This is a genomic window from Streptomyces sp. CB02980, from assembly GCF_014451325.2.
Classification (GTDB): Bacteria; Actinomycetota; Actinomycetes; order Streptomycetales; family Streptomycetaceae; genus Streptomyces.
The window spans coordinates 515836-540031 of the sequence record NZ_JACSCH020000002.1; the positions used below are offsets into that span (position 1 = coordinate 515836).

The 24196-nt window shown below is 73.8% G+C and carries 20 protein-coding genes and 2 pseudogenes; 12 read left to right on the forward strand and 10 right to left on the reverse strand.

Translation table 11 applies throughout. From position 1 onward, the window contains the following. Window positions 1–180: 180 nt before the first annotated feature. Both opcA and E0F75_RS05785 read right to left on the reverse strand, forming a co-directional pair. A complete protein-coding gene (gene opcA / locus E0F75_RS05780) occupies window positions 181–1131 on the reverse strand; it encodes a glucose-6-phosphate dehydrogenase assembly protein OpcA (protein WP_187621370.1) in 951 nt (316 codons plus the stop codon). An 82-nt stretch (window positions 1132–1213) separates the two neighbouring features. Beyond that, a complete protein-coding gene (locus tag E0F75_RS05785; RefSeq protein ID WP_187621371.1) occupies window positions 1214–1762 on the reverse strand; it encodes a DoxX family protein in 549 nt (182 codons plus the stop codon). Between the two features lie 213 nt (window positions 1763–1975). Here E0F75_RS05785 and E0F75_RS05790 point away from each other — a divergent pair, with 213 nt between their 5' ends. Both E0F75_RS05790 and E0F75_RS05795 read left to right on the forward strand, forming a co-directional pair. Next, complete coding sequence (locus E0F75_RS05790) at window positions 1976–3352, forward strand: dipeptidase (RefSeq protein ID WP_187621372.1); 1377 nt, start codon at window positions 1976–1978, stop codon at window positions 3350–3352. 274 nt (window positions 3353–3626) lie between these two features. Continuing rightward, entirely contained in the window at window positions 3627–4049 is a 423-nt protein-coding gene (locus E0F75_RS05795; RefSeq protein WP_073904594.1) for a DUF350 domain-containing protein, read from the forward strand. Between the two features lie 31 nt (window positions 4050–4080). Here E0F75_RS05795 and E0F75_RS05800 read toward each other — a convergent pair whose 3' ends face one another. Both E0F75_RS05800 and E0F75_RS05805 read right to left on the reverse strand, forming a co-directional pair. Beyond that, a complete protein-coding gene (locus tag E0F75_RS05800) occupies window positions 4081–4563 on the reverse strand; it encodes a hypothetical protein (protein WP_187621373.1) in 483 nt (160 codons plus the stop codon). Continuing rightward, the gene (locus E0F75_RS05805) at window positions 4560–5996 is read right to left on the reverse strand and encodes a WGR domain-containing protein (protein WP_187621374.1); all 1437 of its coding nucleotides are present in this window, start codon (window positions 5994–5996) and stop codon (window positions 4560–4562) included. Before E0F75_RS05805 ends, E0F75_RS05800 begins: the two co-directional genes overlap by 4 nt. Window positions 5997–6172: 176 nt before the next feature. Between E0F75_RS05805 and E0F75_RS05810 the strand changes: the two genes are divergently transcribed. Both E0F75_RS05810 and E0F75_RS05815 read left to right on the forward strand, forming a co-directional pair. Beyond that, window positions 6173–7312: an SPFH domain-containing protein gene (locus E0F75_RS05810; RefSeq protein ID WP_308189550.1), complete on the forward strand. Its 1140-nt coding sequence runs from the start codon at window positions 6173–6175 to the stop codon at window positions 7310–7312. A gap of 76 nt (window positions 7313–7388) precedes the next feature. Further along, window positions 7389–7514: pseudogene (locus E0F75_RS05815) on the forward strand (peptidase); the annotation flags it as partial. A gap of 169 nt (window positions 7515–7683) precedes the next feature. Here E0F75_RS05815 and E0F75_RS05820 read toward each other — a convergent pair. Together E0F75_RS05820 and E0F75_RS05825 are read right to left on the reverse strand one after the other, a co-directional pair. Then, window positions 7684–8364, reverse strand: a pseudogene (locus E0F75_RS05820) (ABC transporter ATP-binding protein); the annotation flags it as partial. 39 nt (window positions 8365–8403) lie between these two features. Continuing rightward, the gene (locus E0F75_RS05825) at window positions 8404–9906 is read right to left on the reverse strand and encodes an ABC transporter permease (protein WP_187621376.1); all 1503 of its coding nucleotides are present in this window, start codon (window positions 9904–9906) and stop codon (window positions 8404–8406) included. 112 nt (window positions 9907–10018) lie between these two features. Between E0F75_RS05825 and E0F75_RS05830 the strand changes: the two genes are divergently transcribed. Next, window positions 10019–10846 carry an MBL fold metallo-hydrolase gene (locus tag E0F75_RS05830; protein ID WP_187621377.1) on the forward strand — a complete coding sequence of 276 codons (828 nt, stop codon included), beginning with the start codon at window positions 10019–10021 and terminating at the stop codon, window positions 10844–10846. Between the two features lie 57 nt (window positions 10847–10903). Here E0F75_RS05830 and E0F75_RS05835 read toward each other — a convergent pair whose 3' ends face one another. Next, entirely contained in the window at window positions 10904–12139 is a 1236-nt protein-coding gene (locus tag E0F75_RS05835; protein WP_187621378.1) for an ROK family transcriptional regulator, read from the reverse strand. A gap of 119 nt (window positions 12140–12258) precedes the next feature. Here E0F75_RS05835 and E0F75_RS05840 point away from each other — a divergent pair, with 119 nt between their 5' ends. From E0F75_RS05840 to E0F75_RS05850, 3 genes are all read left to right on the forward strand, one after another. Continuing rightward, complete coding sequence (locus E0F75_RS05840) at window positions 12259–12840, forward strand: helix-turn-helix domain-containing protein (protein WP_187621379.1); 582 nt, start codon at window positions 12259–12261, stop codon at window positions 12838–12840. Continuing rightward, entirely contained in the window at window positions 12837–13775 is a 939-nt protein-coding gene (locus tag E0F75_RS05845) for a ketopantoate reductase family protein (RefSeq protein WP_187621380.1), read from the forward strand. The genes E0F75_RS05840 and E0F75_RS05845 overlap by 4 nt, the downstream gene beginning before the upstream one ends. A 399-nt stretch (window positions 13776–14174) precedes the next feature. Continuing rightward, the gene (locus E0F75_RS05850) at window positions 14175–14771 is read left to right on the forward strand and encodes a DUF1349 domain-containing protein (RefSeq protein ID WP_187621381.1); all 597 of its coding nucleotides are present in this window, start codon (window positions 14175–14177) and stop codon (window positions 14769–14771) included. Here E0F75_RS05850 and xylB read toward each other — a convergent pair. Next, on the reverse strand, window positions 14685–16319 hold the full coding sequence (gene xylB / locus E0F75_RS05855) for a xylulokinase (RefSeq protein ID WP_187621382.1): 1635 nt from the start codon (window positions 16317–16319) through the stop codon (window positions 14685–14687). The two genes, E0F75_RS05850 and xylB, sit on opposite strands and share 87 nt — an antisense overlap. A gap of 137 nt (window positions 16320–16456) precedes the next feature. On the opposite strand from xylB, the gene xylA reads away from it, so the two are divergent. Beyond that, the gene (xylA, locus tag E0F75_RS05860; protein WP_187621383.1) at window positions 16457–17626 is read left to right on the forward strand and encodes a xylose isomerase; all 1170 of its coding nucleotides are present in this window, start codon (window positions 16457–16459) and stop codon (window positions 17624–17626) included. 19 nt (window positions 17627–17645) lie between these two features. Here the strand turns inward: xylA and E0F75_RS05865 are convergent, their stop codons facing one another. After that, on the reverse strand, window positions 17646–18683 hold the full coding sequence (locus E0F75_RS05865) for a LacI family DNA-binding transcriptional regulator (protein ID WP_187621384.1): 1038 nt from the start codon (window positions 18681–18683) through the stop codon (window positions 17646–17648). A 130-nt stretch (window positions 18684–18813) separates the two neighbouring features. After that, window positions 18814–19134: an L-rhamnose mutarotase gene (locus E0F75_RS05870; protein WP_187621595.1), complete on the reverse strand. Its 321-nt coding sequence runs from the start codon at window positions 19132–19134 to the stop codon at window positions 18814–18816. Window positions 19135–19291: 157 nt separating this feature from the next. On the opposite strand from E0F75_RS05870, the gene rhaI reads away from it, so the two are divergent. From rhaI to E0F75_RS05885, 3 genes are all read left to right on the forward strand, one after another. Beyond that, window positions 19292–20458, forward strand: coding sequence for an L-rhamnose isomerase (rhaI, locus tag E0F75_RS05875; RefSeq protein WP_187621385.1), 1167 nt, complete (start codon window positions 19292–19294; stop codon window positions 20456–20458). Window positions 20459–20606: 148 nt separating this feature from the next. Then, on the forward strand, window positions 20607–22652 hold the full coding sequence (locus E0F75_RS05880) for a bifunctional aldolase/short-chain dehydrogenase (protein ID WP_187621386.1): 2046 nt from the start codon (window positions 20607–20609) through the stop codon (window positions 22650–22652). Beyond that, window positions 22649–24154, forward strand: coding sequence for a rhamnulokinase family protein (locus E0F75_RS05885; RefSeq protein WP_308189551.1), 1506 nt, complete (start codon window positions 22649–22651; stop codon window positions 24152–24154). The genes E0F75_RS05880 and E0F75_RS05885 overlap by 4 nt, the downstream gene beginning before the upstream one ends. Window positions 24155–24196: the final 42 nt, after the last annotated feature.

The window sequence follows — 24196 nt, forward strand, 5'->3', positions numbered from 1 at the left end:
TCCCGCGGGCTCGGGTCCTACGAACTCGGGTTCGGGTCCCACGAACTCGGGTTCGGGTCCCACGAGCTCGGGCTCGGGTCCCACGAGCTCGGGCTCGGGTCCCACGAGCTCGGGCTCGGGTCTCGCGAGATCTGGCGCAGGTCCCACAGGTGGCACAAGGTCGCGCCCCGGTCCCGCAGGTCAGTCCCGGGACCGCAGACCGGCCGTCGGTCTCGCCGCTCCACCGCGGCCGCGCAGGGACGTCGCATAGGCGTCGTCCGGGTCGAGGCGGCGCAGTTCCTCGGCGATCAGCTCGGCCGTCGTCCGGACCTTGAGGGCAAGGACCCGGCTGGGCTGACCGGGAATGGAGAGCCGCGCCACCGGCCCCTCGGGCCGGTCGATGCGGATCTCGCCGTCCGCGGTGCCCATGCGGACGGCCGTGACGACGGGCCCGTCGGTGACGACCCGGTCGACGGGGACGCCCAGCCGGACCTCGAACCAGCGGGCGAGGAGTTCGGCGCTCGGGTTCTCCGCCTCGCTCTCGACGGCGGCCGAGGTCACGGTCAGCGGTGCCTGGTCGAGTGCGGCGGCCAGCATCGAGCGCCACGGGGTGAGCCGGGTCCAGGCGAGGTCGGTGTCGCCGGGGGCGTACGAGGCGGCCCGCTTCTCCAGCGCGGCGAGGGGGTCCTCGACCGCGTACATGTCGGTGATGCGGCGCTGGGCGAGTGAGCCCAGCGGGTCGAGGGACGGCACCTCGGGGGCGTCGACGGGCCACCAGACGACGACGGGCGCGTCGGGCAGGAGCAGCGGCAGGACCACCGAGTCGGCGCGGTCGCCGAGTTCGCCGTGGAGCCGGAGCAGTACCGTCTCGCCCGAACCGGCGTCGGTGCCGAGCCGGACCTCGGCGTCGAGGCGGGTCTCGTGGCGCCCGTGGGGCGAGCGGGCGTGGCGCTTGATGACCACCAGGATGCGGGAGGGGTGTTCCCGGGAGGCGTCGTTGGCGGCCTTGACCGCGTCGTAGGCGTTCTCCTCGTCGGTGACGACGACGAGGGTGAGCACGACACCGGCGGCGGGTGTGCCGACGGCCCTGCGGCCTTCCAGGATCGCCTTGTTGATCTTGCTGGAGTTGGTGTCCGTCAGATCGATCTTCATGCGCGGCGACCGTCCCTTCCTCTGCGGCGAGCCTAACCCTCCCGCGCGGCGGACGCGTGCGGGCCCCCGGCTTCAACCGGCTTCACGCGGATTCCGGTCCCGCCTCCTCCGCCGCGGCCTCGGCGGCGGCCTGGTCGTCGGCCCGCCGGTTGACCACGGCCGCGGCGGCGATCGCGGTGCCGAGGAAGGCGGTGATCACCACCCAGGGACGGTCGAGGACATGGTCCGTGGCATGGTCGAGGGAGTACCGGCCGGCGCCGGTGACCCCGATCGCCGCGGCGACGAAGCCCAGGAACGCCGGGTACTCGTAGCCGCCGCCCTGGGCGAAGAATCCGGCCGGGGCGTGGACGGCGACGGCGCCGGTCATCGCCCCGGCGGCCGCGGCTCCGGCGGCCGGGGTGGCGAGGCCGAGGGCGAGCAGGGCGCCGCCGCCCGCCTCGCCGAGACCGGCGGCGATGGCGCTCTCCCGGCCCGGATGGAAGCCCATGGCCTCCATGGCCTTGGTGGTGCCCTCGATGCCGCCGCCGCCGAACCAGCCGAAGAGCTTCTGGGTGCCGTGCGCGGCGAGTACGGCTCCGGTGCCGACCCGCAGCACGAGGAGCCCGAGGTCGCGTCGGTTGGGGTGGCCCATGTGGTTCTCCAGGTGCGGGAGGAGGAAAGGGCGGACTCGTACGCGGTCCACTGTCGTCGCCCTGCCCGGCACCCGCCGCCCGGGACCCCGGGCGAATACTCCGTACGAGTCACCTTTTGCGGCACTTGTCCACGAATGCTTGGGTGAGAGGGCCGTCGCCGTGCCGGGCCCCGCGAGCCGCGACCCGCCACGGCCCGAGGGAAGTGGGTACGCATGACCGCCGAGTCCACCGGGACCGCAGCCCTGCGGGAGAAGGTCCGGGCCCTGATGCCCCGGGCTAAGAGGGACCTCACCGAGCTCGTGGCGATGCGGTCGGTCGCCGACCCTCGCCAGTTCCCGCCGGAGGAGTGCGCGAAGGCCGCCGACTTCCTCGTACGGGCCTTCGCGGAGGCGGGACTCCAGGACATGCGACGGGTGACGACCCCGGACGGCACGGACGCGGTCGTGGGGCACGCGCCGGGCCCCGAGGGGGCGCCCACCGTGCTCCTGTACTGCCACTACGACGTACAGCCGCCGCTGGACGACGCGGCATGGGAGACCCCGCCCTTCGAACTCACCGAGCGCGACGGGCGCTGGTACGGCCGCGGCGCGGCCGACTGCAAGGGCAACATCGCCATGCACCTCACGGCCCTCCGCGCGCTCGGCGGGCCGGACGGCCGGGGCTTCCCCGTGAACATCAAGTTCGTGGCGGAGGGTTCGGAGGAGCAGGGCACCGGCGGCCTGGAGCAACTCGTTCCTCTGCAGCCCGAACTCTTCGCCGCCGACACCCTGCTGATCTGCGACACCGGCAACTTCGCGCGCGGCCTGCCCACCACGACCACCTCGCTGCGCGGGCTCGCCAACGTCGTCGTCACCGTCTCCACCCTCAAGGGAGCGATGCACTCCGGCATGTTCGGCGGCCCCGCGCCCGACGCCCTGGCCGCGCTGATCCGGATCCTCGACAGCCTCCGCGACGAACACGGCAACACCATGGTCAAGGGGCTGAGCGGCGACGGCGACTGGGACGGGGTGGACTACCCGGCCGAACAGTTCCGCGCCGATGTCGGCGTCCTCGACGGGGTGTCCCTCGTCGGTACGGGTTCGGTCGCCGACGAACTCTGGGCGCGGCCCGCCGTCACCGTGCTCGGCATCGACTGCCCGCCGGTGGTGGGTTCCTCGGCCGCCGTGCAGGCGAAGGTGAGCGCCCGGGTCAGCCTGCGGATCCCGCCGGGAGTCGACGCCGACGACGCCCAGCGCGCCCTCGCCGCCCATCTGACCTCGGCCGCCCCGTGGGGCGCCCGGGTGGAGGTGGAGCCGGAGAGCGGCGGCCAGCCGTTCCGGGCGAGGACCGACGGCCCCGCCTACCGGGCCCTGGCGACGGCGCTCCGCGAGGCGTACGGGAAGGACATGGTCCAGTCGGGGCAGGGCGGTTCGATCCCGCTCTGCAACGTGCTCGCCGCCCACTTCCCCACCGCCGAGATCGCCCTGATCGGCGTCGAGGAGCCCGGCTGTCTCATCCACGCGCCCAACGAGAGCGTGGACCCCTCCGAGATCGAGCACATGGCGCTGGCCGAGGCGCTCTTCCTCAGCGGCTACGCCACCCCGCTCTGACCCGCCCCTCCACGGAAGGACGGGAACCGTCCATGCTGCTCGCCGTCGGCGCGGTCGAGATCGTCACGGCGTTCCAGGTGCGCGCCCGCGCCAAGAACCTGCCACCGGGGGCCTGACGGCATCCGCGCCTCCCCACCCCGGCCGCTCGCCCGACCCTCGCCGTCCGCCCGATTCCCGGGCGGGCGGCGAGTGCTGTTGACGCGTGCGCTACATTTTGCCGGTCCTTGACCACCGATCCCCCGTGATCGTGATTTCTCCCGGAGACCGGCACACCATGAGCGACATCGTCAACGGCCTCGGCCGGGCCGGCGCCTACGGCGCCCTCGGCGTGGTCCTGCTGATCCTCGGCATAGTCCTCGTGGATCTGCTGACCCCCGGAAAGCTCCGTCGGCAGATCTGGGAGGACCGCAACCGCAATGCCGCGATCCTGCTGAGCTCGGCGCTCCTGGGCATCGGCGGCATCGTCTTCACCTCGATCTGGACGACGTACGAGAACTTCGGCAAGGGCCTCGTGTCCACGGCCGCGTTCGGCCTGCTCGGCCTGGTGATGATGGCCGTGGCGTTCCTGGTCGTGGACCTGGTCACGCCGGGCAAGCTGGGCGCCACCCTGGTCGACCCCGAGCCGCACCCGGCGGTCTGGGTGACCGCCTCCTGCAACATCGCCGTCTCGGCGATCGTCTCGGCCTCGATCGCCTGAGCCCACCGGGGACGGCCGTGCCCTTCGAGGTTCAGCCCGCCATCGGCTCCGCCTCCAGGAAGCGGCGCCCGCGCGGCCCCTTGTACAGCAGGGCCTCCCAGCCGAGTCGCGTCAGGGCGGGTACGCAGGCGCCGAGGGCCGTCGCCTCCTCCTGAGCCGCTCCCGAGCCTGCCGGGCCCAGCCACTCGACCACGGCCGTTCCCGGCCGGTCCCCCGGCCGGACGCGGTAGCCCGTGGTGATCCGCGCCCCGGAGGCGTCCACGGCCGAGGGCGTGAGGCCGCCCGACTCCAGGGCGAGGGCCACCGCACGGACCGGCTGCCGGCGCTCCCAGTCCGCCGGGACGGCCTTCGGCTCACCGCCGTCCGGGCGGTGGGTCAGCCGTCTGATCTGGAGCAGCCCGTCGAGGGCGGCCCTGACCTCCCTCGACCGCTGCTCGATGTCCGCAGCGGGCACCGGCGGGCCGTCCCCCGTGGCCGCGTCGAACGTGCCGCCGCCCCCGTGGCCCGCCGTCACTGCAGCCGCCGGATGTCACCGCGGACCCGGTAGAAGCCTCCCGCGGCCGTGTGCAGGGCATCGACCACGTACCGCGCGCCGGGCTCCCGGATCGCGCGCGGGAACTGCACGTTCCACGCGGAGTCGTAGCCCTCGGAGACGACCCGGACCCGCGTCCTGCCCGACTCGCTCACACACTCCACGACCACCGATCCGGCCGGCGCGACACTGACCGTGGTGACGGCGCTGACGGTCGTCGCCGGCTCGTACACCGGCATGGCCGCGGCGAGCTTGATGTCCCGCGCGACCGGCACCGTACCGCCCTGGGCGGCCTGGATCGCCGCCTCGCTCGCGTCCACGCACACCAGCGAACCGTCCGTGGTGACCAGGTAGAGGCGCTCGTCGCGGTACTGCATGGAGAGCGCCGAGCCCCCTCCCGTACCGAGCTTCCACAGCCTGGTGCCGTCCTCCGCGAAGCAGTAGACGGAGGAGGCCGAGTCGGCCGCGAAGACGAACCGGCCGCCGGGCGAGGTGGCGCAGGAGTACACGGGGCTGTCGCAGCCGTAGACCGCCTCGACGCGCCCGTCCTTCTTGGCGAGCCGCTGGACCTTCTTGCGGGCCGTGCCCGCGTAGACCGCGGTGTCCTCCTGCCAGCCGAAGAGCACCCCGCCCTCGGTGGCCGTGTGCCACAGCTCGCCGCCGCCGTCCGGCGCGTGGGCGGCGACGCCCCGCGTGTCCCCGTAGTAGACGGCGTCCCCGTCGGCGCGGACCATCCAGGCGTGCTCGCCCTGGCCGCCGCGCGCCCACTGGTGCTCGTCCTCGTGGTCGATGACGGTGAGCCGGCCCGAGCGGTCGGCGACGTGCAGGACGCCCTCGTGGATGTCGAGCCAGAAGATGTCGACGTCGGTGGCGATGTCGTACGCGGCGAAGGGCAGCTTCGACGACAGGTCGTACACCTTGCCGTCGTCACAGCCCGCGTAGATCCAGAAGTCGTCGGCGACCAGGCACTTGACGCCGTCCGGCAGGCTGAACCGGGCCTGCACCTCGCCCGAGCGGTCGAGGGTGAAGACGTCCCCCGCCTGGTTGCCGACCCAGCAGCGCTCCTCGTCGACGTGGATGCCGAAGGCGGCCGACCCGGTCCGGAAGCGCCACAGGACCGGGGCGACGGCGCGCGCGGTGGACGGCGCGGAGGTCACCGCGCGACGCGTCACGGCGCGGGCCGCCCGCTGCCCCCGGACCGCCGGGGCGTATCCCTTGCGGGCCTTCTCCCCTATCTTCTTCGCCGCGGCCGCCTGCGCCTTCGCCGCCGTGGGGAACGTGGAGCTCTGCGTCTGGCCCGCGGTCCCGATCCGGCCGTAACGGACCGACACCGCGAGGTCCTCGACGGTCACTTCGTAGAACTTGTGGGCGCCGCCGTCGTCCTGCGACAGCTCCAGATAGGTCGTCGTCGTCATGGTGAAAACGGTAGGGGCACCCACTGACAACGGCCCCCGGTGAAGCCTTGACCAAGGGACCTAAGCCCCTGACATTCAGGACGTTCGTCGCGGCATTCCGGACATACACCCCTGTGACGATGGCTCCTGAAGATCATCCGACGTGCCGTCACCTCAGGAACGGCCGGAAGGGCCTCATGACCGAGTACCAGAAGCGGCCCCTGCCCGTCCGTGCGCGCCGACCCGCGGACGGCATACCGATGGACGACCTCTTCAGGTCGGCCCCCACCCGGCAACGGACCACGGCCCTGCCGAGGACCACGGTTCCGACGAAGGGTCGGACCGAACCCGGACCCGGACCCGGGCCCGACCCCGCAGGCCGCTCGGAGGCCTCGGCGCCGTCAGCTCCCTCCAGGGCTTCGGAGGCGGCCTCCACCCCACTTCCCCGCCGCCCCCCACCCGTCGACCCCGGCATCGAGGAACGCCCCGGACCGGCCGTCCCCGGCTGGGTGGCCGTCCTGACCGGGCTCACGGCGCTCACCGGCATGGCCACCACCCTCGGACGGGCCCGACCGCTCGGCGACGTCGAACTGCTCCCCCGGGAATGGGCCGCCGTCGCGAGCTGCGTCGTCGTCGCCGTCGTCTCGTTCGGCGGCCTGACCCGTGGGCGGACCGGCTCCGCCTGGGTGCTCTCGCTCTTCGGCCGCTACCGGGGCAGCGTCCGCCGCACCGGGCTCGTCTGGATCAGCCCCGTCGTGCTCCGCCGCCGGATCGACGTACGCCTGCGGCACTGGCGCAGTGAACCGATCGCCGTCGTCGACGCCGAGGGTTCGGCGCTGCGTGTCGTGGTCCTGGTCGTGTGGTCGGTACGGGACACGGCGCGCGCGCTGTTCTCCGTCGACGACCATCTCGGCTATCTGCGCGCGCAGGTGGAGGCCGCCGTCGCACGGGTGCTCTCGCAGCTGCCCGCAGACGCCTTCCGGGGCGACACACCGACCCTGCGCGACGCCGAGGCGGTCGGCGACGCGCTCACGCGCATGCTCGCCGCCGAGTGCCGGCCGGTCGGCGTCGCCGTCTTCTCCGCACAGCCGACCCGGATCGAGTACGCCCCCGAGGTCGCCCCCGCCATGCACCGCCGGCAGATCGCCGTCCTGGACGCCAAGCACCGGGACTCCGTCCTCACCGGCGTGATCGACGCCGTGGACGACACCGTGACCCGGCTGACCGCGCGAGGACTCGTCGACCTCGACGACTACGAACGCCAGGCCCTGGTCAAGGACTTGACCGTCGCCTTCTGCACCCGGAGCGGCAGCCCGGCCGACCCCCGTCAGGAATGAAGAGGAACGTGGGTTCCGGAACGCGGCCGGCGAATGGCGCTGGACCAGCCGTGCCACGACGTACCGGCAGCACATCGCGCGGTCGGGGGCGACCGGACGGGTGACGGGTCCGCATCTGCACTTCGAGGTGCGGACCACGCCGTACTGCGGTTCGGGCATCGACCCGCTGGGCTGCCTACGGGGCCACGGCGTGCCCGTGTAGCGGCCCATGAGTCGGCCGGTCGGCCCAGGAGTCAGGCCGGTCGGGCGGTCGGATCGGTCGGGGCGGTCGGGGCGGTCGGTCAGGCCTCGACCGGGTCCGACGCCGGGTCCGACGCCGGATCTGGCAGCGGGTCCGGCGACACCAGGCCCGACACCCGCTCCGGCACCGCCGCTTGGGGGTTCTCCCTGATCGTGATCCGGCCCTTGCGGATCGTGGCGAGGCGGGGCGCCCGGCGGGCGATCGCACTGTCGTGGGTGACCATGACGAAGGTCAACCCGTGTTCCTTCCACAGCCCTTCGAGCAGCTCGACGATCTCGTCGCGCATCGACTCGTCGAGGTTTCCGGTGGGTTCGTCGGCGAGCAGCACCTTCGGGCGCTTCACGAGCGCGCGGGCGATCGCCACCCGTTGCTGCTGACCGCCGGAGAGCTCGGACGGGAGGTGCCCGCTGCGTTCGCCGAGCCCGACCGACTCCAGGGCCTCGGCGGCCCGGCTCCGCCGCTCGGCGGGCTTGACGCCGAGCGGGACGAGCGCGGTCTCCACGTTCTCCTGGGCGGTGAGCGTGGGGATGAGGTTGAAGCTCTGGAAGACGAAGCCGATGTTCTGGCCGCGGACCGCGGTCAGCTTGCGCTCGGGGAGCGCGGCGAGGTCGGTTCCGTCGAGCAGGACCTGGCCCGAGGTGGGGCGGTCGAGACCGCCGAGCATCTGGAGAAGCGTCGACTTGCCGCCGCCCGTGGGCCCTTGGATGACCAGCCGGTCGCCCTGGGCGAGCGTGAGGTCGACCCCGGCGAGCGCGTCGACTCTCTCCTGCCCCCGCCGGTACTGCTTGGTGACGCCGATGAGTTCGTACATGGTCCAACTCCTTTGGAACGTAGGTGGGTTCGGGCGCTGCTACTCGACGCGGCGCAACGCGTCGGCGGGGCGCAGCCGCGAGGCGCGCCAGGCGCCGAAGGCTCCCGCGACGAGGCCGCCGCCGAGGGCGAGGAGGACGGCGAGACCCACCGTGGTGACGCTGACCGGGGCGGTGAGGGCGATGTCGACGGTCTTTCCGGCGGCCGTGGCGGCGGGGCCGCCGCCGAAGGCCATGCCGCCACGGCCACCACCACCGCCGCCGAACATGCCGCCGGTGGAGCCGAGTTCGGCGGTCAGCGTCGGGCTGACGGCGGTGACCGCGTACGCGCCGGCCAGGCCGATCGCGATGCCGAGGACGCCGCCGATGAAGCCGTTGACGAGGGCCTCGCCGACCACCTGACGGGTGACGCGGCCGCTCTTCCAGCCGAGCGCCTTGAGCGTGCCGAACTCACGGACCCGGCGGGTGACCGCGGAGGAGGTGAGGAGACCCGCGACGAGGACGGCGGCGAGCAGCACGGCGTACGAGAGCCACTTGCCCACGTTCGAGGCGAGGTTGGCGGCGGTGTCGAGCGAGCCGGAGACCGTCTGGGCCAGGTCGGCGGAGGTGGTGACGGTGGTGCCGGTGACGTTCTTCTGGATGGCGGTCTTGACCGCGTCGATCCGCGTCGAGTCGGTCGCCTTCACGTAGATCGTGGTGATCTTGGCCGCGGAGGCCGACAGCGTCTGCGCCTGCTTCAGTGGCAGATAGACCTGGGCGGCGGCCTGCCCGCGGTCGGCGGTCGCGATGCCGATGATCTCGAACTTGACGTTCTTCACGGTCAGTTCGTCACCGACGGCGAGGTCCTTCTCCTGGGCGTAGGCGCTGTCGACGACAGCCACCTTGGCGTCCGTCTCGGAGGTCTTGAAGGTACGGCCCTGGGAGACGGTGGAGGTGGTGAGGGGGCCGAGGTCGGGGGCCGTGACGTCGGTGCCGTAGAGCGTGAAGGAGTCGACGTCGAAGGCCGCGCCGCCGCCGGTGACGGTGTCACCGGGGCCGGAGCCGCCACCGGAGCCGCCACCGTTGCCACCGCCGGTCTCGGCGCCCGGCTGCCCCGGCTGCCCCGGCTGGGTCTGGCCGCGCTGGATCCGGCCCCGCGCGAACTCCCCGTTGATCTTCAGGTTGACGAGGCTGAGTCCGCCCACCGCACGGTCGACACCGGGCTGTCCGGCGACCGTGGCGACGGTGGAGTCCGCGAGGGTCTGGAAGCCCTGGACCATCAGCCGGTCGCTGCTCTGCTCCTCGCCCTCGTCCTTGCCCTGGAACTCGAACCGGGGGCGCTGCGGCTGCGCACCGTCCGCGGGCCGTTCCTGTGCCTTGGTCACCGTCAGATCCGTACCGAGGCCGTACAGGGACTCGAGGACCTTGCCCTGGGCCTGGTTCATGCCGGAGGACACGGAGTTGACGACGATGACCAACGCGATCCCGAGCGCGAGCCCGGAGGCGACGACGAGCGCCGCCTTTCTGCGGCGGCGCAGTTCGCGCCGGAGGTAGGTGAAGAACATGGGCGTGAAGCTAGGGGCGGCGCGTGATGGCGGGATAAGGCCGGCGTGAGAGCGGGATGAGAGTGAGCGGTCTCCTGTACGCGCGGGTCCCGGCGATGGCAGGGTCGGTGCCATGTCGAGCAGCGCCGAAGTGACGCGAATGGGCCCGGTGACGGCACTCCTGGACGCCTCCGGGCTGTTCTTCAGGTCGGCGCGGGACGCCTTCCCCGGGGCGGTCGCGGCGGACTGGGCGGCCGCCGCGGCCCTCGACCCCGGTGCGGTCGGGCCCGACGGCGCGTGGCGGCTGGACTTCCGCTGCTTCGCCGTCGCCGACCCGGACGGTTCGGGCTGGACGCTGATCGACGCGGGCGTGGGACCGGCCGAGGGTCCCGGGGCGCCCTGGTGCCCCGTGCCCGGCCGGCTGCCGGACGTCCTCGCGCGGGCCGGCATCGAGCGGGCGGACGTCCACACCGTCGTTCTGACGCATCTGCACGAGGACCACACCGGCTGGGCCGCCGACGCCGCCGGCCGGCCGTTCTTCCCGGACGCCAGGTACATCGTCCAGCGCGCGGAGACGGCCGCTCTCGACCGCCTCGACCCGGTGTGGGACTGGGTGGTGGAACCGCTCCGCACCGCAGGGCAGCTGCACGAGGTCGACGGCAGGCACCGACTGCGCCCGGGTGTCACGCTGTTGCCCACCCCCGGGCACACCCCCGGCCACCAGTCCGTCCTGGTCGAACGGCCCGACGGCCGGGACGTCCTGGTCACCGGCGATCTCCTCGTACACGCCGTGCAGCTCGCCGCGCCGGCCGTGGCCTACGCCCACGAGCGCGACCCCGCGACCGCCCGGGCCTCCCGGGAGGAGCTGCTCGCGCGCGCCGCCGACAGCGGGGCGGTCCTCGCGACGGCCCACCTGACCCGGCCGTTCGTCGAAGTACCGGGGCCCTCCGCGGGGTTGTGACCCCACGGACGGCCCTCCATCAGGTCCCCGCTCCCGTCCCCGCGGACGGGCCCTCCATCAGGTCCCCGTTCCCGTTCCCGTTCCCATCCCCGTCACCGTGGCGTACGCCAGGGGGTCGGCCAGGACGTCGTGGAGGACCAGGGCCGCCGCTCCCCGGGAGGCGTCGGTGGCGGCGGAGGCGGCACGGAGGCGGCCCGCGTCCGGGGTCCACAGGCCGGAGACGGCGCGACCGGAGAGCTCTTCGGCCAGGGCGGGGACGAGCCACGGCATCAGCTGCGGGTAGATGCCGCCGAGGACGACCGCCTCGGGGTCGAGGAGGTTCACCGCGCCCGACAGGGCGCGCCCGAGCATCCTGCCCGCCTCGGCGAGCGCGGCGAGGGCCTGTGGGTCCCCCGCCCCGGCGCGGTCCGCCAGTTCGGGGACGCCGGCGGCACCCGCCGCTCCGAGGAGCGCGGCCTGGCCCGCGTACTGCTCCAGGCACCCTCGTGAGCCGCAGCGGCAGCGCGGGCCCTCGGCGTCGACGACCAGGTGGCCGATCTCGCCGGCGAAGCCGTGGGCGCCGCGCAGGAGTTCGCCGTGGACGACGATCGCGCCGCCCACGCCGATCTCGCCCGTCAGGTGCAGAAAGGTGCGGAGGTCGCCGAGCGTGCCGAACCACAGCTCGGCGAGGGCCGCCATGTTGGCCTCGTTGTCGGAGGTCAGGGGGAGGCCCGCGGTGCCGGGGCGCAGCGCGGTGAGGGCCTCGCCGAAGAGGCGCTCGGCGTCGACCTCGTACCAGCCGAGGTTGGGTGCCTGCCGGACGGCTCCGCCGGAGACGAGGCCCGGCAGGGCGAGTCCCGCGCCCGCCGGGGCGAGGCCTCGCCCGGCGGCCGTGTCGAGGACGTCGGCGGCGATACGGGCGGCGCGGGCCAGCACGCCGGGGGCACCGGCGGTCCGGTTGTCGAGGCGCTCGGTGCGGCGGACGCGGTCGGTGCCGGTGAGGTCGACGACGCAGACCGTCACGTAGTCGACGTTGATCTCGACGCCGAGTCCGGCGGGACCGGTGTCCGCGGGTTTCAGGACGGTGCCCGGCCGTCCCGCCTGCCCGCTGAACGTCTTGCCCGATTCGACGAGGAAGCCCAGTTCGAGGAGCTGCTCGACGAGGGAGGAGACGGCGGGCCTGGTGAGTCCGACGCGGGCGGCGACCGCCGCCCGGGTGGTCTCGCCCGCGTCGTGGACGGTCCGCAGGACGAGACTCAGGTTGTGCCGGCGCACGCCCGACTTGTCGGCCTTGGGTTCCGTGGGCTGGTTCATGGTGAGCGCGAGCCTAGCCGCCCCGTTCGTTCACCCGAAAACGGCTCCGCCGCCGGAGATCTGCACCTCCTGCCCCAAACAGTTCAATGACCGAACTCTTCTGCGCTAGGGTCATGGCCATGACGCTTCCGCGCGACTACCGCGGTCAGACCTGTGCGCTCGCCCGCTCCATGGAGGTCGTCGGCGAGCGCTGGACGCTGCTGATCCTGCGGGACGCCTTCTACGGGGTCCGCAGGTTCGGGGAGTTCGCCGCGCACCTGGGCGTGCCCCGCGCCGTGCTCACCGACCGGCTCACCACCCTCACCGAGGCCGGCGTCCTGGAGCGCCGCCCCGAGACGGGCACGGGCCGCCGCGAGGTGTACGGGCTCACGCCCAAGGGGGTCGCCCTCTGGCCTGCGGTCCGCGCGCTCACCGCCTGGGGCGAGCAGTTCCACCCGGCGGACGGCGGCCCGCGCCGCGTCTTCCTGCACGCCGGGGACGAGGCCCCGCTCGACGCGGACGGGGGCTGTACGGGCTGCGGCACGGCCGTGCCCGTCGCGGACGTCGTGGTCGCCCCGGGCCCGGGGCTCGCACCTGTCACTCCGGACGACGACCCGGTGACGGCCGCGCTCGCCCGGCCCCACCGGCTGCTCCGGCCCCTGCTCCGCCCCCCGCTCACTTCCGCGCCCTCGGGGCGCCCCACGAGAGGTCCACAACGATGAAGATCCTGGTCGTCGGCGCCGGTGCCACCGGTGGCTACTTCGGCGCCCTGCTCGCCCGCGCCGGACAGGACGTCACCTTCCTGGTCCGCCCGGCCCGGGCGGCGGCGCTGCGCGAGCGCGGGCTTCGGGTGGTGGGCCGGGACGAGGAGTGGGTCCTCGCGCCCCGCCTCGTGACGGCCGACGCGCTCGACACCCCGTACGACCTCGTGCTCCTGTCGGTGAAGTCCACCGGTCTCGATCAGGCGGTCGAGGACATAGCGCCGGCCGTCGGACCCGACACGGCCGTCGTGCCGCTCCTCAACGGTCTCGCGCACATCGACGCCCTCAACGCCCGCTTCGGGACCTCGGTCGTCCTCGGCGGCGTGGCCAAGGTGGTGACCACGCTCGACGAGAGCGGTGACATCCGGCGCCTCGCCCCGCTGGCCCATCTGACCCTCGGCGAGCAGGACGGCACGCGCTCCGCGCGCGCGGCGAAGTTCCGGGCGGTGCTCGAAGAGGCGGGCATCGCCTCGCCGGAACCGGAGCACGTGGTCACGGCGATGTGGCACAAGTGGGTGTTCATCACGACCTTCGGCGCCGTGACCAGCCTGATGCGGGGCACGGTCGGCGACGTCCACGACGCGCCCGGCGGTCCCGCCCTCGCCCCGGCGCTGCTCGACGAGGCGTCCGCGGTCGCCGCCTCGGCCGGACACCCCGTACCGGAGGCGGAGCGGGCGGCGACGCTCGCCGTGGTGGCCGCGTCGGGGTCGCCGATGGTGCCGTCCCTCTACCGCGACCTGACGGCGGGCCGCCCGACCGAGGTCGAGCACCTCTTCGGCGACCTCACCACCCGCGCGCGTGCCCTGGGCGTGGCGACCCCGCTCCTGGACCTGGCGACGCTGCACCTGCGGGTGCACCAGCGGCGCGTCACGGCGGGGGCGGGCGGCGGAGCCTGAGGGAGAGGAGCGGGTCGGCCGGGGGCGGGGGCCGGCGACGGACATCATCGCCGCCAGACCAAGGGCCGGGCGCCGGGCGCCGGGCGCCGTCACCGCCAGGCCGGACGCCGGGCGCCGTCACCGCCAGGCCGGACGCCGGGCGCCGTCACCGCCAGGCCGGACGCCGGACGCCGTCACCGCCAGGCCGGACGCCGGACGCCGTCACCGCCAGGCCGGACGCCGGACGCCGTCACCGCCGACCGGTCGGCCGGGGGTCGGCCTCAACAGGACGCCCACGGGCGGCAGTTCGGGGCACTCGCTCTCTTCCCGGCGGAGGCGCCGAGTTGGACTCTCGTGCCACTTCTTGGATCCTCGGCGAAGTCCGTGGCACGCTTCCGGCCGGCTCACGATCATGAGGTCATGAACGTCGACACCTCACTCCCCCTCGGCCTCGACTGGGTGACCGCCCCCGCCTCGTGGTCCCTCGCCGGCGGCGTCCTCACCGTCACGGCCGCCCCGCGCACGGACGCCTTCACGGACCCGGTCGGCGGGGCGGCCCGGCGTGACGCCGCCGTGGCCCTGACCACTCCCCCGGACGGCGACTGGCAGCTCTCGGCGCGCCTTCGCGTCGGCTTCCGGTCGGCATGGGACGCGGGGGCCCTGTTCATCCGCTCCGACGACGACCACTGGGCCAAGCTCAACTTCGAGCAGGCGCCCGACGGAACTCCCAGCGTCTACTCCGTCGTGACCCGCGGCCGGTCCGACGACGCGCTCGCGGGCCCGGTCGCGGGAGAAGCGCTGTGGCTGCGCGTCAGCCGGATCGGCGAGGGCTTCGCCTTCCACGTCTCGGACGACGGCGAGTTCTGGCGCCTGGTACGGCAGTTCGCCCTGGACGGCCCCGGTCCCGTACGGGCGGGTATCGAGGTCCAGTCACCCGTCGGCGAGGGATGCCGCGTCGACTTCGACGACATCCGTCTCACCCCGACCACCTTGGCCCACCTCTTCGACGGTCGATGACAGCAACGCCGGCGTCGCGGCCGACAGGACCCCCGCGATGCGGTTCCAGGTCTCCTCGTCGCGGCCGACCGCGGGCAGGATCTCGCCCGTGCCCGTGCCCCAGGCCGTCGTCAGGGCCACCGGGTCCGCACCCGTCACCGCGGCCGCGGCGAGGGCCGCGGCGCCGAGGGCGACGAGTTCTTCGGCGGCCGGGACGACCAGGGGGCGGCCGGAGAGCCGGCGGACGGTCTCGGTCCAGGCCCGGCCGCGCGCCCCGCCGCCGATGAGGCGCAGCGGCCGGTCCCGTACGCCGGGGTCGGCCGGGTCGAGGCCGCAGGCGGCGAGGAGGTGGTCGAGGGCGCGCAGCACCGTGAAGGCCGCGCCCTCGTAGGCGGCGCCGAGGATCGACCGCGGGTCCGTGCCGTGCCGCAGGCCGGTGACCAGGCCGGCCGCGTGGGGCAGGTCGGGGGTGCGTTCGCCGTCGAGGTACGGCAGGACGACGACTCCGCCGCCTCCGTCTCCGCCCGGTGACGCGTCCTCGCGGTCCAGGCCCAGGAGCGTGGCGAACCGGTCCACGGCGAGCGTGCAGTTGAGGGTGCAGCCGAGGGGGAGGTATGTCCCGTCGGTGGCGGCGAACCCCGCGAGGCCCGGGTCCGCCGGGCGCGCGCGGGTCGCGGCGAAGACCGTGCCCGAGGTGCCGAGGCTGACGACCGGGTGGTCGAGGAGACCGGCACCGCCGAGGCCGAGGCCGACCGCGGCGGCCATGTTGTCGCCGGTCCCGGCGGCGACGACGACGGTACGGGGCAGCCCGAGGGCCTCGGCGGCGGCCGCGGTCAGGGTGCCCACGCGGGTGGCGCCGCCGGGGGCGACGGCGGGCAGCAGGGCCGGGTCGAGACCGATGAGGTCCAGGATCTCGGGGTCGTACGCACCGGAGCCGCCCGCACCGGTGACCTCGTCCGCGGCTCCCTTCCCGTCCCCGCCGTCTTGGGCGCCCTCACCCCTCCCGTACCAGCACGTCCCCGAAGCGTCCCCCGGGTCGGTCACCGCGATTCCGGTGAGCCGCTCCGTGAGGTGGTCGTGCGGGAGGCGGACCCCCGTGACGGCCTCCGCGTGGCGGGGTTCGTGCTCGCGCAGCCACTGCCACTTCGCGGCGGTCATGGAGGCGACGGGCACCGACCCCGTGCGGTTCAGCCAGGCGGCGGGGCCGCCCAGGCGGGCGGCGAGGGCGGCGGCCTGCGGGGCGGAGCGGGTGTCGTTCCAGAGCAGTGCGGGCCGCAGGGGGCGGCCGTCGGCGCCGAGGGTGACGAGACCGTGCTGCTGTCCGGCGACGGCGATGCCGGTGACGGCTGCGGCCGGGACGCCCGCGTCCCGTACCGCCGCGCGGACCGCTGCGACAAGGGCGGTCCACCACTCCTCGGGGTCGCTCTCGCGCGCGCCGGCGGAGCCGGTGACGGTGTGCGGGGCGCGGCCGACGGCGAGGAGCTCGCCGGTGTCGGCATCGACGGCCGCGGCCTTGGTGGACTGCGTGGAACTGTCCACGCCGATCACGACGGAGCGCCTCGTGGGCACGTCCTCACCTCTTCCTGTAGTGCGTCACCGTAGGTCGTCACCGGGGCCGATTCGTGGCGGGGACTGGCGCCCCGGTGTGTCCGTCCCGTATTAGTTATCTCAGAAAACAAATCCCGAGAGCAAGAGAGGGACACACCATGCCGGAGCTCTTCTCCCCCACCCCCGAGGACCGCTTCACCTTCGGCCTGTGGACCGTCGGCTGGCAGGGCCGCGACCCGTTCGGCGATGCCACCCGCCCGGCCCTCGACCCCGTCGAGACGGTCGAGCGGCTCGCCGCCCTCGGCGCGTACGGCGTCACCTTCCACGACGACGACCTGATCCCCTTCGGCGCCCCGGACACCGAGCGCGACGCGATCGTCAAGCGCTTCCGGGCCGCCCTCGACCGCACCGGACTCGCGGTGCCGATGGCCACGACGAACCTCTTCACCCACCCCGTCTTCAAGGACGGCGGCTTCACCGCCAACGACCGGGACGTGCGCCGCTTCGCCCTGCGCAAGACCCTCCGCAACATCGACCTGGCCGTCGAGCTCGGAGCCACCACCTACGTCGCCTGGGGCGGCCGCGAGGGCGCCGAGTCCGGCGCCGCGAAGGACGTCCAGGTCGCGCTCGACCGCATGAAGGAGGCCTTCGACCTGCTCGGCCAGTACGTCACCGAGCAGGGCTACGACCTGCGCTTCGCCATCGAGCCCAAGCCGAACGAGCCGCGCGGCGACATCCTGCTCCCCACCATCGGGCACGCCCTGGCCTTCATCGAGCGCCTGGAGCGCCCCGAACTCGTGGGCGTGAACCCGGAGACGGGCCACGAGCAGATGGCCGGACTCAACTTCCCGCACGGCATCGCGCAGGCGCTCTGGGCGGGCAAGCTCTTCCACATCGACCTGAACGGTCAGTCCGGCATCAAGTACGACCAGGACTTCCGCTTCGGGGCGGGCGACCTGCGCCAGGCGTTCTGGCTGGTGGACCTGCTCGAGACGGCCGGGTACGAGGGCCCGCGCCACTTCGACTTCAAGCCGGTGCGGACGGACGGCTCCGACGGGGTGTGGGAGTCCGCGAAGAACTGCATGCGCAACTACCTGATCCTCAAGGAGCGCACGGCGGCCTTCCGCGCCGACCCGGACGTCCAGCAGGCCCTGGCCGCCTCCCGCCTGCCCGAACTCGCCGTCCCCACGGCCGCCGACGGCCTCGCGGGGCTGCTCGCCGACCCCACGGCGTACGAGACCTTCGACCCGGACGCGGCGGCCGCCCGCTCCATGGCCTTCGAGCACCTCGACCAGCTGGCCCTGGAGCACCTGCTCGGCGTCCGCTGACGCCCGCACTCCGGGGAGGTCAGTGCCCGGCGAGTGTCGAGCGGCGGACGACCAGTTCCGGCTGGAGCACCACGTGTTCGTGCCGGTGGTCGGCCGCCCGCTCGCCGGTCTCGTCCAGGAGCAGCTCGGCGGCCTTGGCCCCGAGCGTCAGCGCCGGCTGGCGCACCGACGTCAGGGGTACGGTCGCGGCCGCGGCGAACTCGATGTCGTCGTAGCCGACGATGGCCATGTCCTCCGGGACCCGGACCCCCGCCGCGTACAGCGACTGGAGCACCCCGAGCGCCAGCAGGTCGTTGGCGCAGAAGACGGCCGTCGGGCGGTCGGCGAGGCCGAGCAGGCGGGCCCCCGCGTCGCGTCCCGAGGCCACGTCGAGCCGCTCGGCGGGGAGTTCCCGGAGGGCCGACGCGGGCAGTCCGGCCTCGGCGAGCGCGAGCAGCGCGCCCTCGCGCCGGTCGCGGATCTGCTGGAGGTGGGAGGGGCCGCTGACGTACGCGAAGGAGCGGTGTCCCGTCGCGGTGAGGTGCCGGATCGCCAGCGAGCCGCCGACGACGTCGTCGACGGAGACGGAGCAGCCGGTGTCGTCGCCCGCCACCCGGTCGACGAGCACGGACGCGATGCCGTGGCGGCGGAAATCGCGCAGGTTCGCGCCGCTGGGGTCGGCGGGGGTGACCAGGACGCCCCGGACGCGCTGCTCGGCGAAGAGGGAGAGGTAGTCGGCCTCGTCCCGGGCGTTCTGGTCGCTGTTGCAGACCATGACGCCCAGACCGGCCGCCCGCGCGGTGCGCTCGGCGCCCCGGGCGATGTCGACGAAGAAGGGGTTGCCCATGTCGAGGACGAGCAGCGCCATGATCCGGCTGCGGCCGGCCCGCAGCTGGCGGGCGGACTCACTGCGCACGTAACCGAGGCGGGCGATGACCCGCCGTACGTGTTCGAGCGTCGCGGGCGAGACCCGGTCCGGCTGGTTGATCACGTTCGAGACGGTGCCGACGGAGACTCCCGCCTCGCGTGCCACGTCCTTGATGCCGACGTTCCCGACCGTCCGCGCGGTGTCCGTCATCCGTCCCACCTGGTCCGTCCTGCCCCTACCGCCCCGTCCGGGCGAGGTCCCGCCCCGGTTTTCATCCTATGCGGCCCCTCCGGGCCGGATCGTCGCCGCGAAGTCCTCCCGCATCCCGGCTCCCACCGCCTCACGCGAGGTGGAACACCTCCGTCAGCGGGCGCATGGCGGCGTCGGGTGCCTGCCCTTCGAGCTCCTCGAAGAACTCCGCCATCTCCGCCTGCCAGCGGGCGTTGACCCCGGTCGACTCCATCGCGGCGCGCGCCCGGTCGAAGTCCGGTGTCTCCAGGTAGCCGACGAGCAGCCCGTCCTCGCGGAGGAAGAGGGAGTAGTTGTGCCAGCCGGCCGCGGAGAGCGCCGTGCGCATGTCGGCCCAGACGTCCGCGTGGCGCGCCCGGTACTCGTCCACCCGCTCGGCCCTGACCTTGAGCAGGAAACAGACCCGCCGCATCGCCGCCATCGGCTCCCCCTGATCGACTGAAATGTTTCACTGCGCCGTGCTCGGACGCTAGGGCGCCGATCGGAGCAGCGTCAAGAGCCTTGACCGCTTCCTGCTCGGTGACTAGCTTCGCCGATGGACTGAATCGATTCATTAGATCGAGGTGGACATGCCCGACATCGCTGCCGTGAAGGCCGCACTCGCCGCCCAGCGGATCGAAACGCCCTCCTGGGGCTACGGCAACTCCGGGACCCGCTTCAAGGTGTTCACGCAGCCGGGCGTGCCCCGCACCCCGTACGAGAAGCTCGACGACGCGGCGCAGGTCCACGCGTACACCGGCATCACCCCCAAGGTGTCCCTGCACATCCCCTGGGACCGGGTCGACGACTGGGCCGGTCTCGCCGCGTACGCGAAGGAGCGCGGGGTCGAACTCGGCGCGATCAACTCCAACACCTTCCAGGACGACGCCTACCGGCTGGGGAGCGTCTGCCATCCCGACCCGGCCGTACGCCGCAGGGCCGTGGACCACCTCCTCGCCTGCGTCGACATCATGGACGCGACCGGTTCGGCGGACCTGAAGCTCTGGTTCGCGGACGGCACCAACTACCCCGGCCAGGACGACATCTCCGCCCGGCAGGAGCGGCTCGCGGAGTGCCTCGCCGAGGTGTACGGGCGGCTCGGCGAGGGACAGCGGCTGCTCCTGGAGTACAAGCTCTTCGAGCCCGCCTTCTACGCCACCGACGTGCCGGACTGGGGAACCGCGTACGCCCACTGCCTCGCGCTCGGCCCACGGGCGCGGGTCGTCGTGGACACCGGCCACCACGCTCCGGGCACCAACATCGAGTTCATCGTCGCCCTGCTGCTGCGGGAGGGACGCCTCGGAGGGTTCGACTTCAACTCGCGCTTCTACGCCGACGACGACCTGATGGCCGGGGCCGCCGACCCCTTCCAGCTCTTCCGGATCATGCACGAGGTCGTCCGCAACGGCGGCCTGGCGCCGGCGGCGGACATCGCCTTCATGCTCGACCAGTGCCACAACATCGAGGCGAAGGTCCCCGCCGTCATCCGGTCGGTCATGAACGTGCAGGAGGCCACCGCCAAGGCGCTGCTCGTCGACGCCGACGCCCTCGACGCCGCCCAGCGGGACGGTGACGTGCTGGCCGCCAACTCCGTCCTGATGGACGCCTACGCCACCGACGTACGGCCCCTGCTGCGCGGGCTGCGCGAGGAGCGGGGGCTCGACCCGGATCCGGTCGGCGCCTACCTCCGCTCCGGACGGCAGGAACGGATCGCCGCCGAACGCGTGGGCGGCGAACAGGCCGGCTGGGGCGCGTAGCCCGGCCCTTGAGCGGGTGACCGACGCGCCGGCCCCTCGCGCGACTCTCCGACCGTCCCGCAGCCCCGCCACGCCCAAAGCCCCGCCCCACCTTCCCCCGCCCCGCCCCACCCCACCTTCCCCCGCCCCGCCCCGAAGGACGTTCCTCATGGCCTCGACCAGCCCTCCCCAAGTCGCCGACCTCCTCGCCCGCGCCCACCGGCTCGGCTCCGATCCGCGCACCACCAACTACGCGGGCGGCAACGCCTCCGCCAAGGGCGCCGTCACCGACCCCGTGACCGGGACCCCGACCACCCTCCTGTGGGTCAAGGGCTCCGGCGGCGACCTGGGCACGCTCACCGAGGACGGGCTCGCGGTGCTCCGCCTCGACCGGCTGCGCGCCCTCGCCGAGGCGTACCCGGGGGTCGGGCGCGAGGACGAGATGGTCGCCGCCCTCGACCACTGCCTGTACGGGAAGGGCGGCGCGGCCCCGTCGATCGACACCGCCATGCACGGTCTGGTGGACGCGGCCCATGTCGACCACCTCCACCCCGACGCGGGCATCGCGCTCGCCTGCGCGGCCGACGGCGAGAGACTGACGGCCGAGTGCTTCGGCGACGCGGTGGTCTGGGTGCCGTGGCGCCGACCCGGTTTCCAGCTGGGCCTGGACATCGCGGCGGTCAAGGAGGCCCATCCGCGGGCGATCGGCTGCGTCCTCGGCGGTCACGGCATCACCGCGTGGGGCGACACCTCGGAGGAGTGCGAGCGGCGTTCCCTGCACATCGTCCGTACCGCCGAGGCCTTCCTCGCCGAGCGGGGCGGACCGGAGCCGTTCGGGCCGGTGGTCGAGGGCTTCGGCCCGCTCCCCGAGGCCGAGCGGCGGGAGCGCGCCGCCGCCCTCGCCCCGTACGTCCGGGGGCTGGCCTCCCAGGACAACCCGCAGGTCGGGCACTTCACCGACGCGGACACGGTGCTCGACTTCCTGGCGCGCGCGGAGCACCCGCGGCTCGCGGCCCTGGGAACCTCCTGCCCCGACCACTTCCTGCGGACGAAGGTCCGGCCGCTCGTCCTGGACCTGCCGGCCGACGCGCCGCTCGACCGGGCGGTCGCGCGACTGCGGGAGCTGCACACGGCGTACCGCGAGGAGTACGCCGCCTACTACGCCCGGCACGCCACCGAGGACTCCCCGGCGATGCGGGGCGCCGACCCGGCGATCGTGCTCGTGCCCGGGGTCGGGATGTTCTCCTTCGGCCGGGACGAGCAGACCGCGCGCGTGGCGGGCGAGTTCTATGTCAACGCGATCCACGTGATGCGGGGCGCCGAGGCCGTCTCGTCGTATGCGCCGATCGAGGAGCCGGAGAAGTTCCGGATCGAGTACTGGGAGCTCGAGGAGGCCAAGCTGCGGCGGATGCCCGGGCCGAAGCCGCTCGCGACCCGTGTGGCGCTCGTGACGGGGTCGGGCAGCGGCATCGGCCGCGCGATCGCGCACCGGCTCGCCGCCGAGGGGGCCTGCGTGGTGGTCGCCGATCTCGACGCGGCGAGCGCCGGGGCGGTCGCGGAGGAACTCGGCGGTCCCGACAGGGCGGTGGCCGTCGCCATGGACGTCACGTCGGAGGAGGCGATCGGGGCCGCGTTCCGGACGGCGCTGCTCGCGTTCGGCGGGGTCGACCTGGTCGTCAACAACGCCGGCATCTCCATCTCCAAGCCGCTTCTGGACACCACGGCGCGGGACTGGGACGTCCAGCACACGATCATGGCCCGGGGCTCGTTCCTGGTCGCGCGGGAGGCCGCTCGGGTCATGATCGCGCAGGGCCTGGGCGGCGACATCGTGTACATCGCCTCCAAGAACGCGGTGTTCGCGGGCCCGAACAACATCGCCTACTCCGCCACGAAGGCCGACCAGGCCCATCAAGTACGCCTGCTGGCCGCCGAACTGGGCGAGCACGGGATCCGCGTCAACGGCGTCAACCCCGACGGGGTCGTGCGCGGCTCGGGCATCTTCGCGGGCGGCTGGGGCGCGCAGCGGGCCGCCACCTACGGCATCGCGGAGGAGGAGCTCGGCGCGTTCTACGCGGGCCGCACGCTGCTCAAGCGCGAGGTGCTGCCCGAGCACGTGGCCAACGCGGTCTTCGCCCTGACCGGCGGCGACCTCACCCACACCACCGGACTGCACGTGCCGGTGGACGCGGGCGTGGCGGCGGCCTTCCTCCGGTGAGCGTCCCGTCCTCCCCCTCGACCGGGCGTGTCTTCGCCGCCGCCGACCTCGGGGCGACCAGTAGCCGGGTGATGCTCGGCGAGGTCGGCGCGGGCCGGCTCGTACTCACCGAGGCCCATCGCTTCCCCAACACCCCGGTCCTGCTGCCCGACGGGCTGCGCTGGAACGTCCTCGGACTCTTCCAGGGCGTCCTGGAGGGACTGCGCGCGGCCGCCCGGTCCGGTCCGGTCGCCTCCGTCGGCGTCGACACCTGGGCGGTGGACTACGGGCTCCTCGACGCGGACGGCGCGCTGCTCGGAGCGCCCCACCACTACCGCGACCGGCGTACGGAGGGGGCTGCGGCGGGTGTTCTGGCGCGGGTCGGGGCGGCGGAGCTGTACCGGATCACCGGTCTCCAGCATCTGCCGTTCAACACCGTCTTCCAGCTGGCCTCGGCCGCCGGAAGCGCGCAACTCGCGGCGGCCCGGACGCTGTTGCTGATGCCCGATCTGCTGGTCCACTGGCTGACCGGGTCGGTCGGCGCCGAGCAGACGAACGCCTCCACCACGGGGCTCTTCGACGCCCGCGCGGGCACGTGGTCCAAGGAGCTGCTCGACGGCATCGGCATCACGCCCGGTCTGCTGCCGCCGCTGCGCTCACCCGGCGATCCGGCGGGTGAAATCCTCCCTTACGTGGCCGAGTTCACCGGTCTCCCCGTCGGCACACCGGTGACGACGGTCGCCTCGCACGACACCGCGTCGGCCGTCGTCGCCGTCCCCGCCACGGCTCCGGACTTCGCCTACGTCTCCTGCGGGACCTGGTCCCTCGCCGGCCTCGAGCTCGACGCCCCGGTCCTGACCGAGGAGTCCCGGGCGGCCGACTTCACCAACGAACGCGGGGTCGACGGCACCGTCCGTTTCCTGCGGAACGTCATGGGGCTGTGGCTCCTGGAGGAGTGCAGGCGGACCTGGGCGGCGCACGGACCGCCCGTCGGTCTGGACGAGCTGCTCGCGGAGGCGGCGGCCGCGGAGCCGTTCGCGGCGCTCGTCGATCCGGACGCGCCGGAGTTCTTCGCTCCCGGTGACATGCCGGAGCGGATACGGGCGTACTGCCGCCGCACCGGACAGCCCGCGCCCCGCAGCCGGGGGGCGGTGGTCCGGTGCGTCCTGGAGAGCCTCGCGCTCGCCCACCGCCGTACGCTGCGGCAGGCCGCCGAGCTGGCGGGCCGGGAGGTCGCGCGGGTCCATCTGGTGGGCGGCGGAGCCCGTAACCCGCTGCTCTGCCAGTGGACGGCCGATGCCACCGGACTGCCCGTGGTCGCGGGACCCGTGGAGGCCACCGCCCTCGGGAACGTCCTCGTCCAGGCGCGGGCCGCCGGGCTCGTCGGCGACCTCGCCGCGATGCGTCGGCTCGTCGCACGCACCCAGCCCCTGCGACACTACGAACCGCGCGAGGACCGCGCCGGCCGGGCCGCCTGGGACACGGCCGCCGACCGAATCGAACCGTCCCCGAGGACCATGTGAACCCCGAGGAACCCGTGAAGGCAGAGCAGCGCGTGAAGGCAG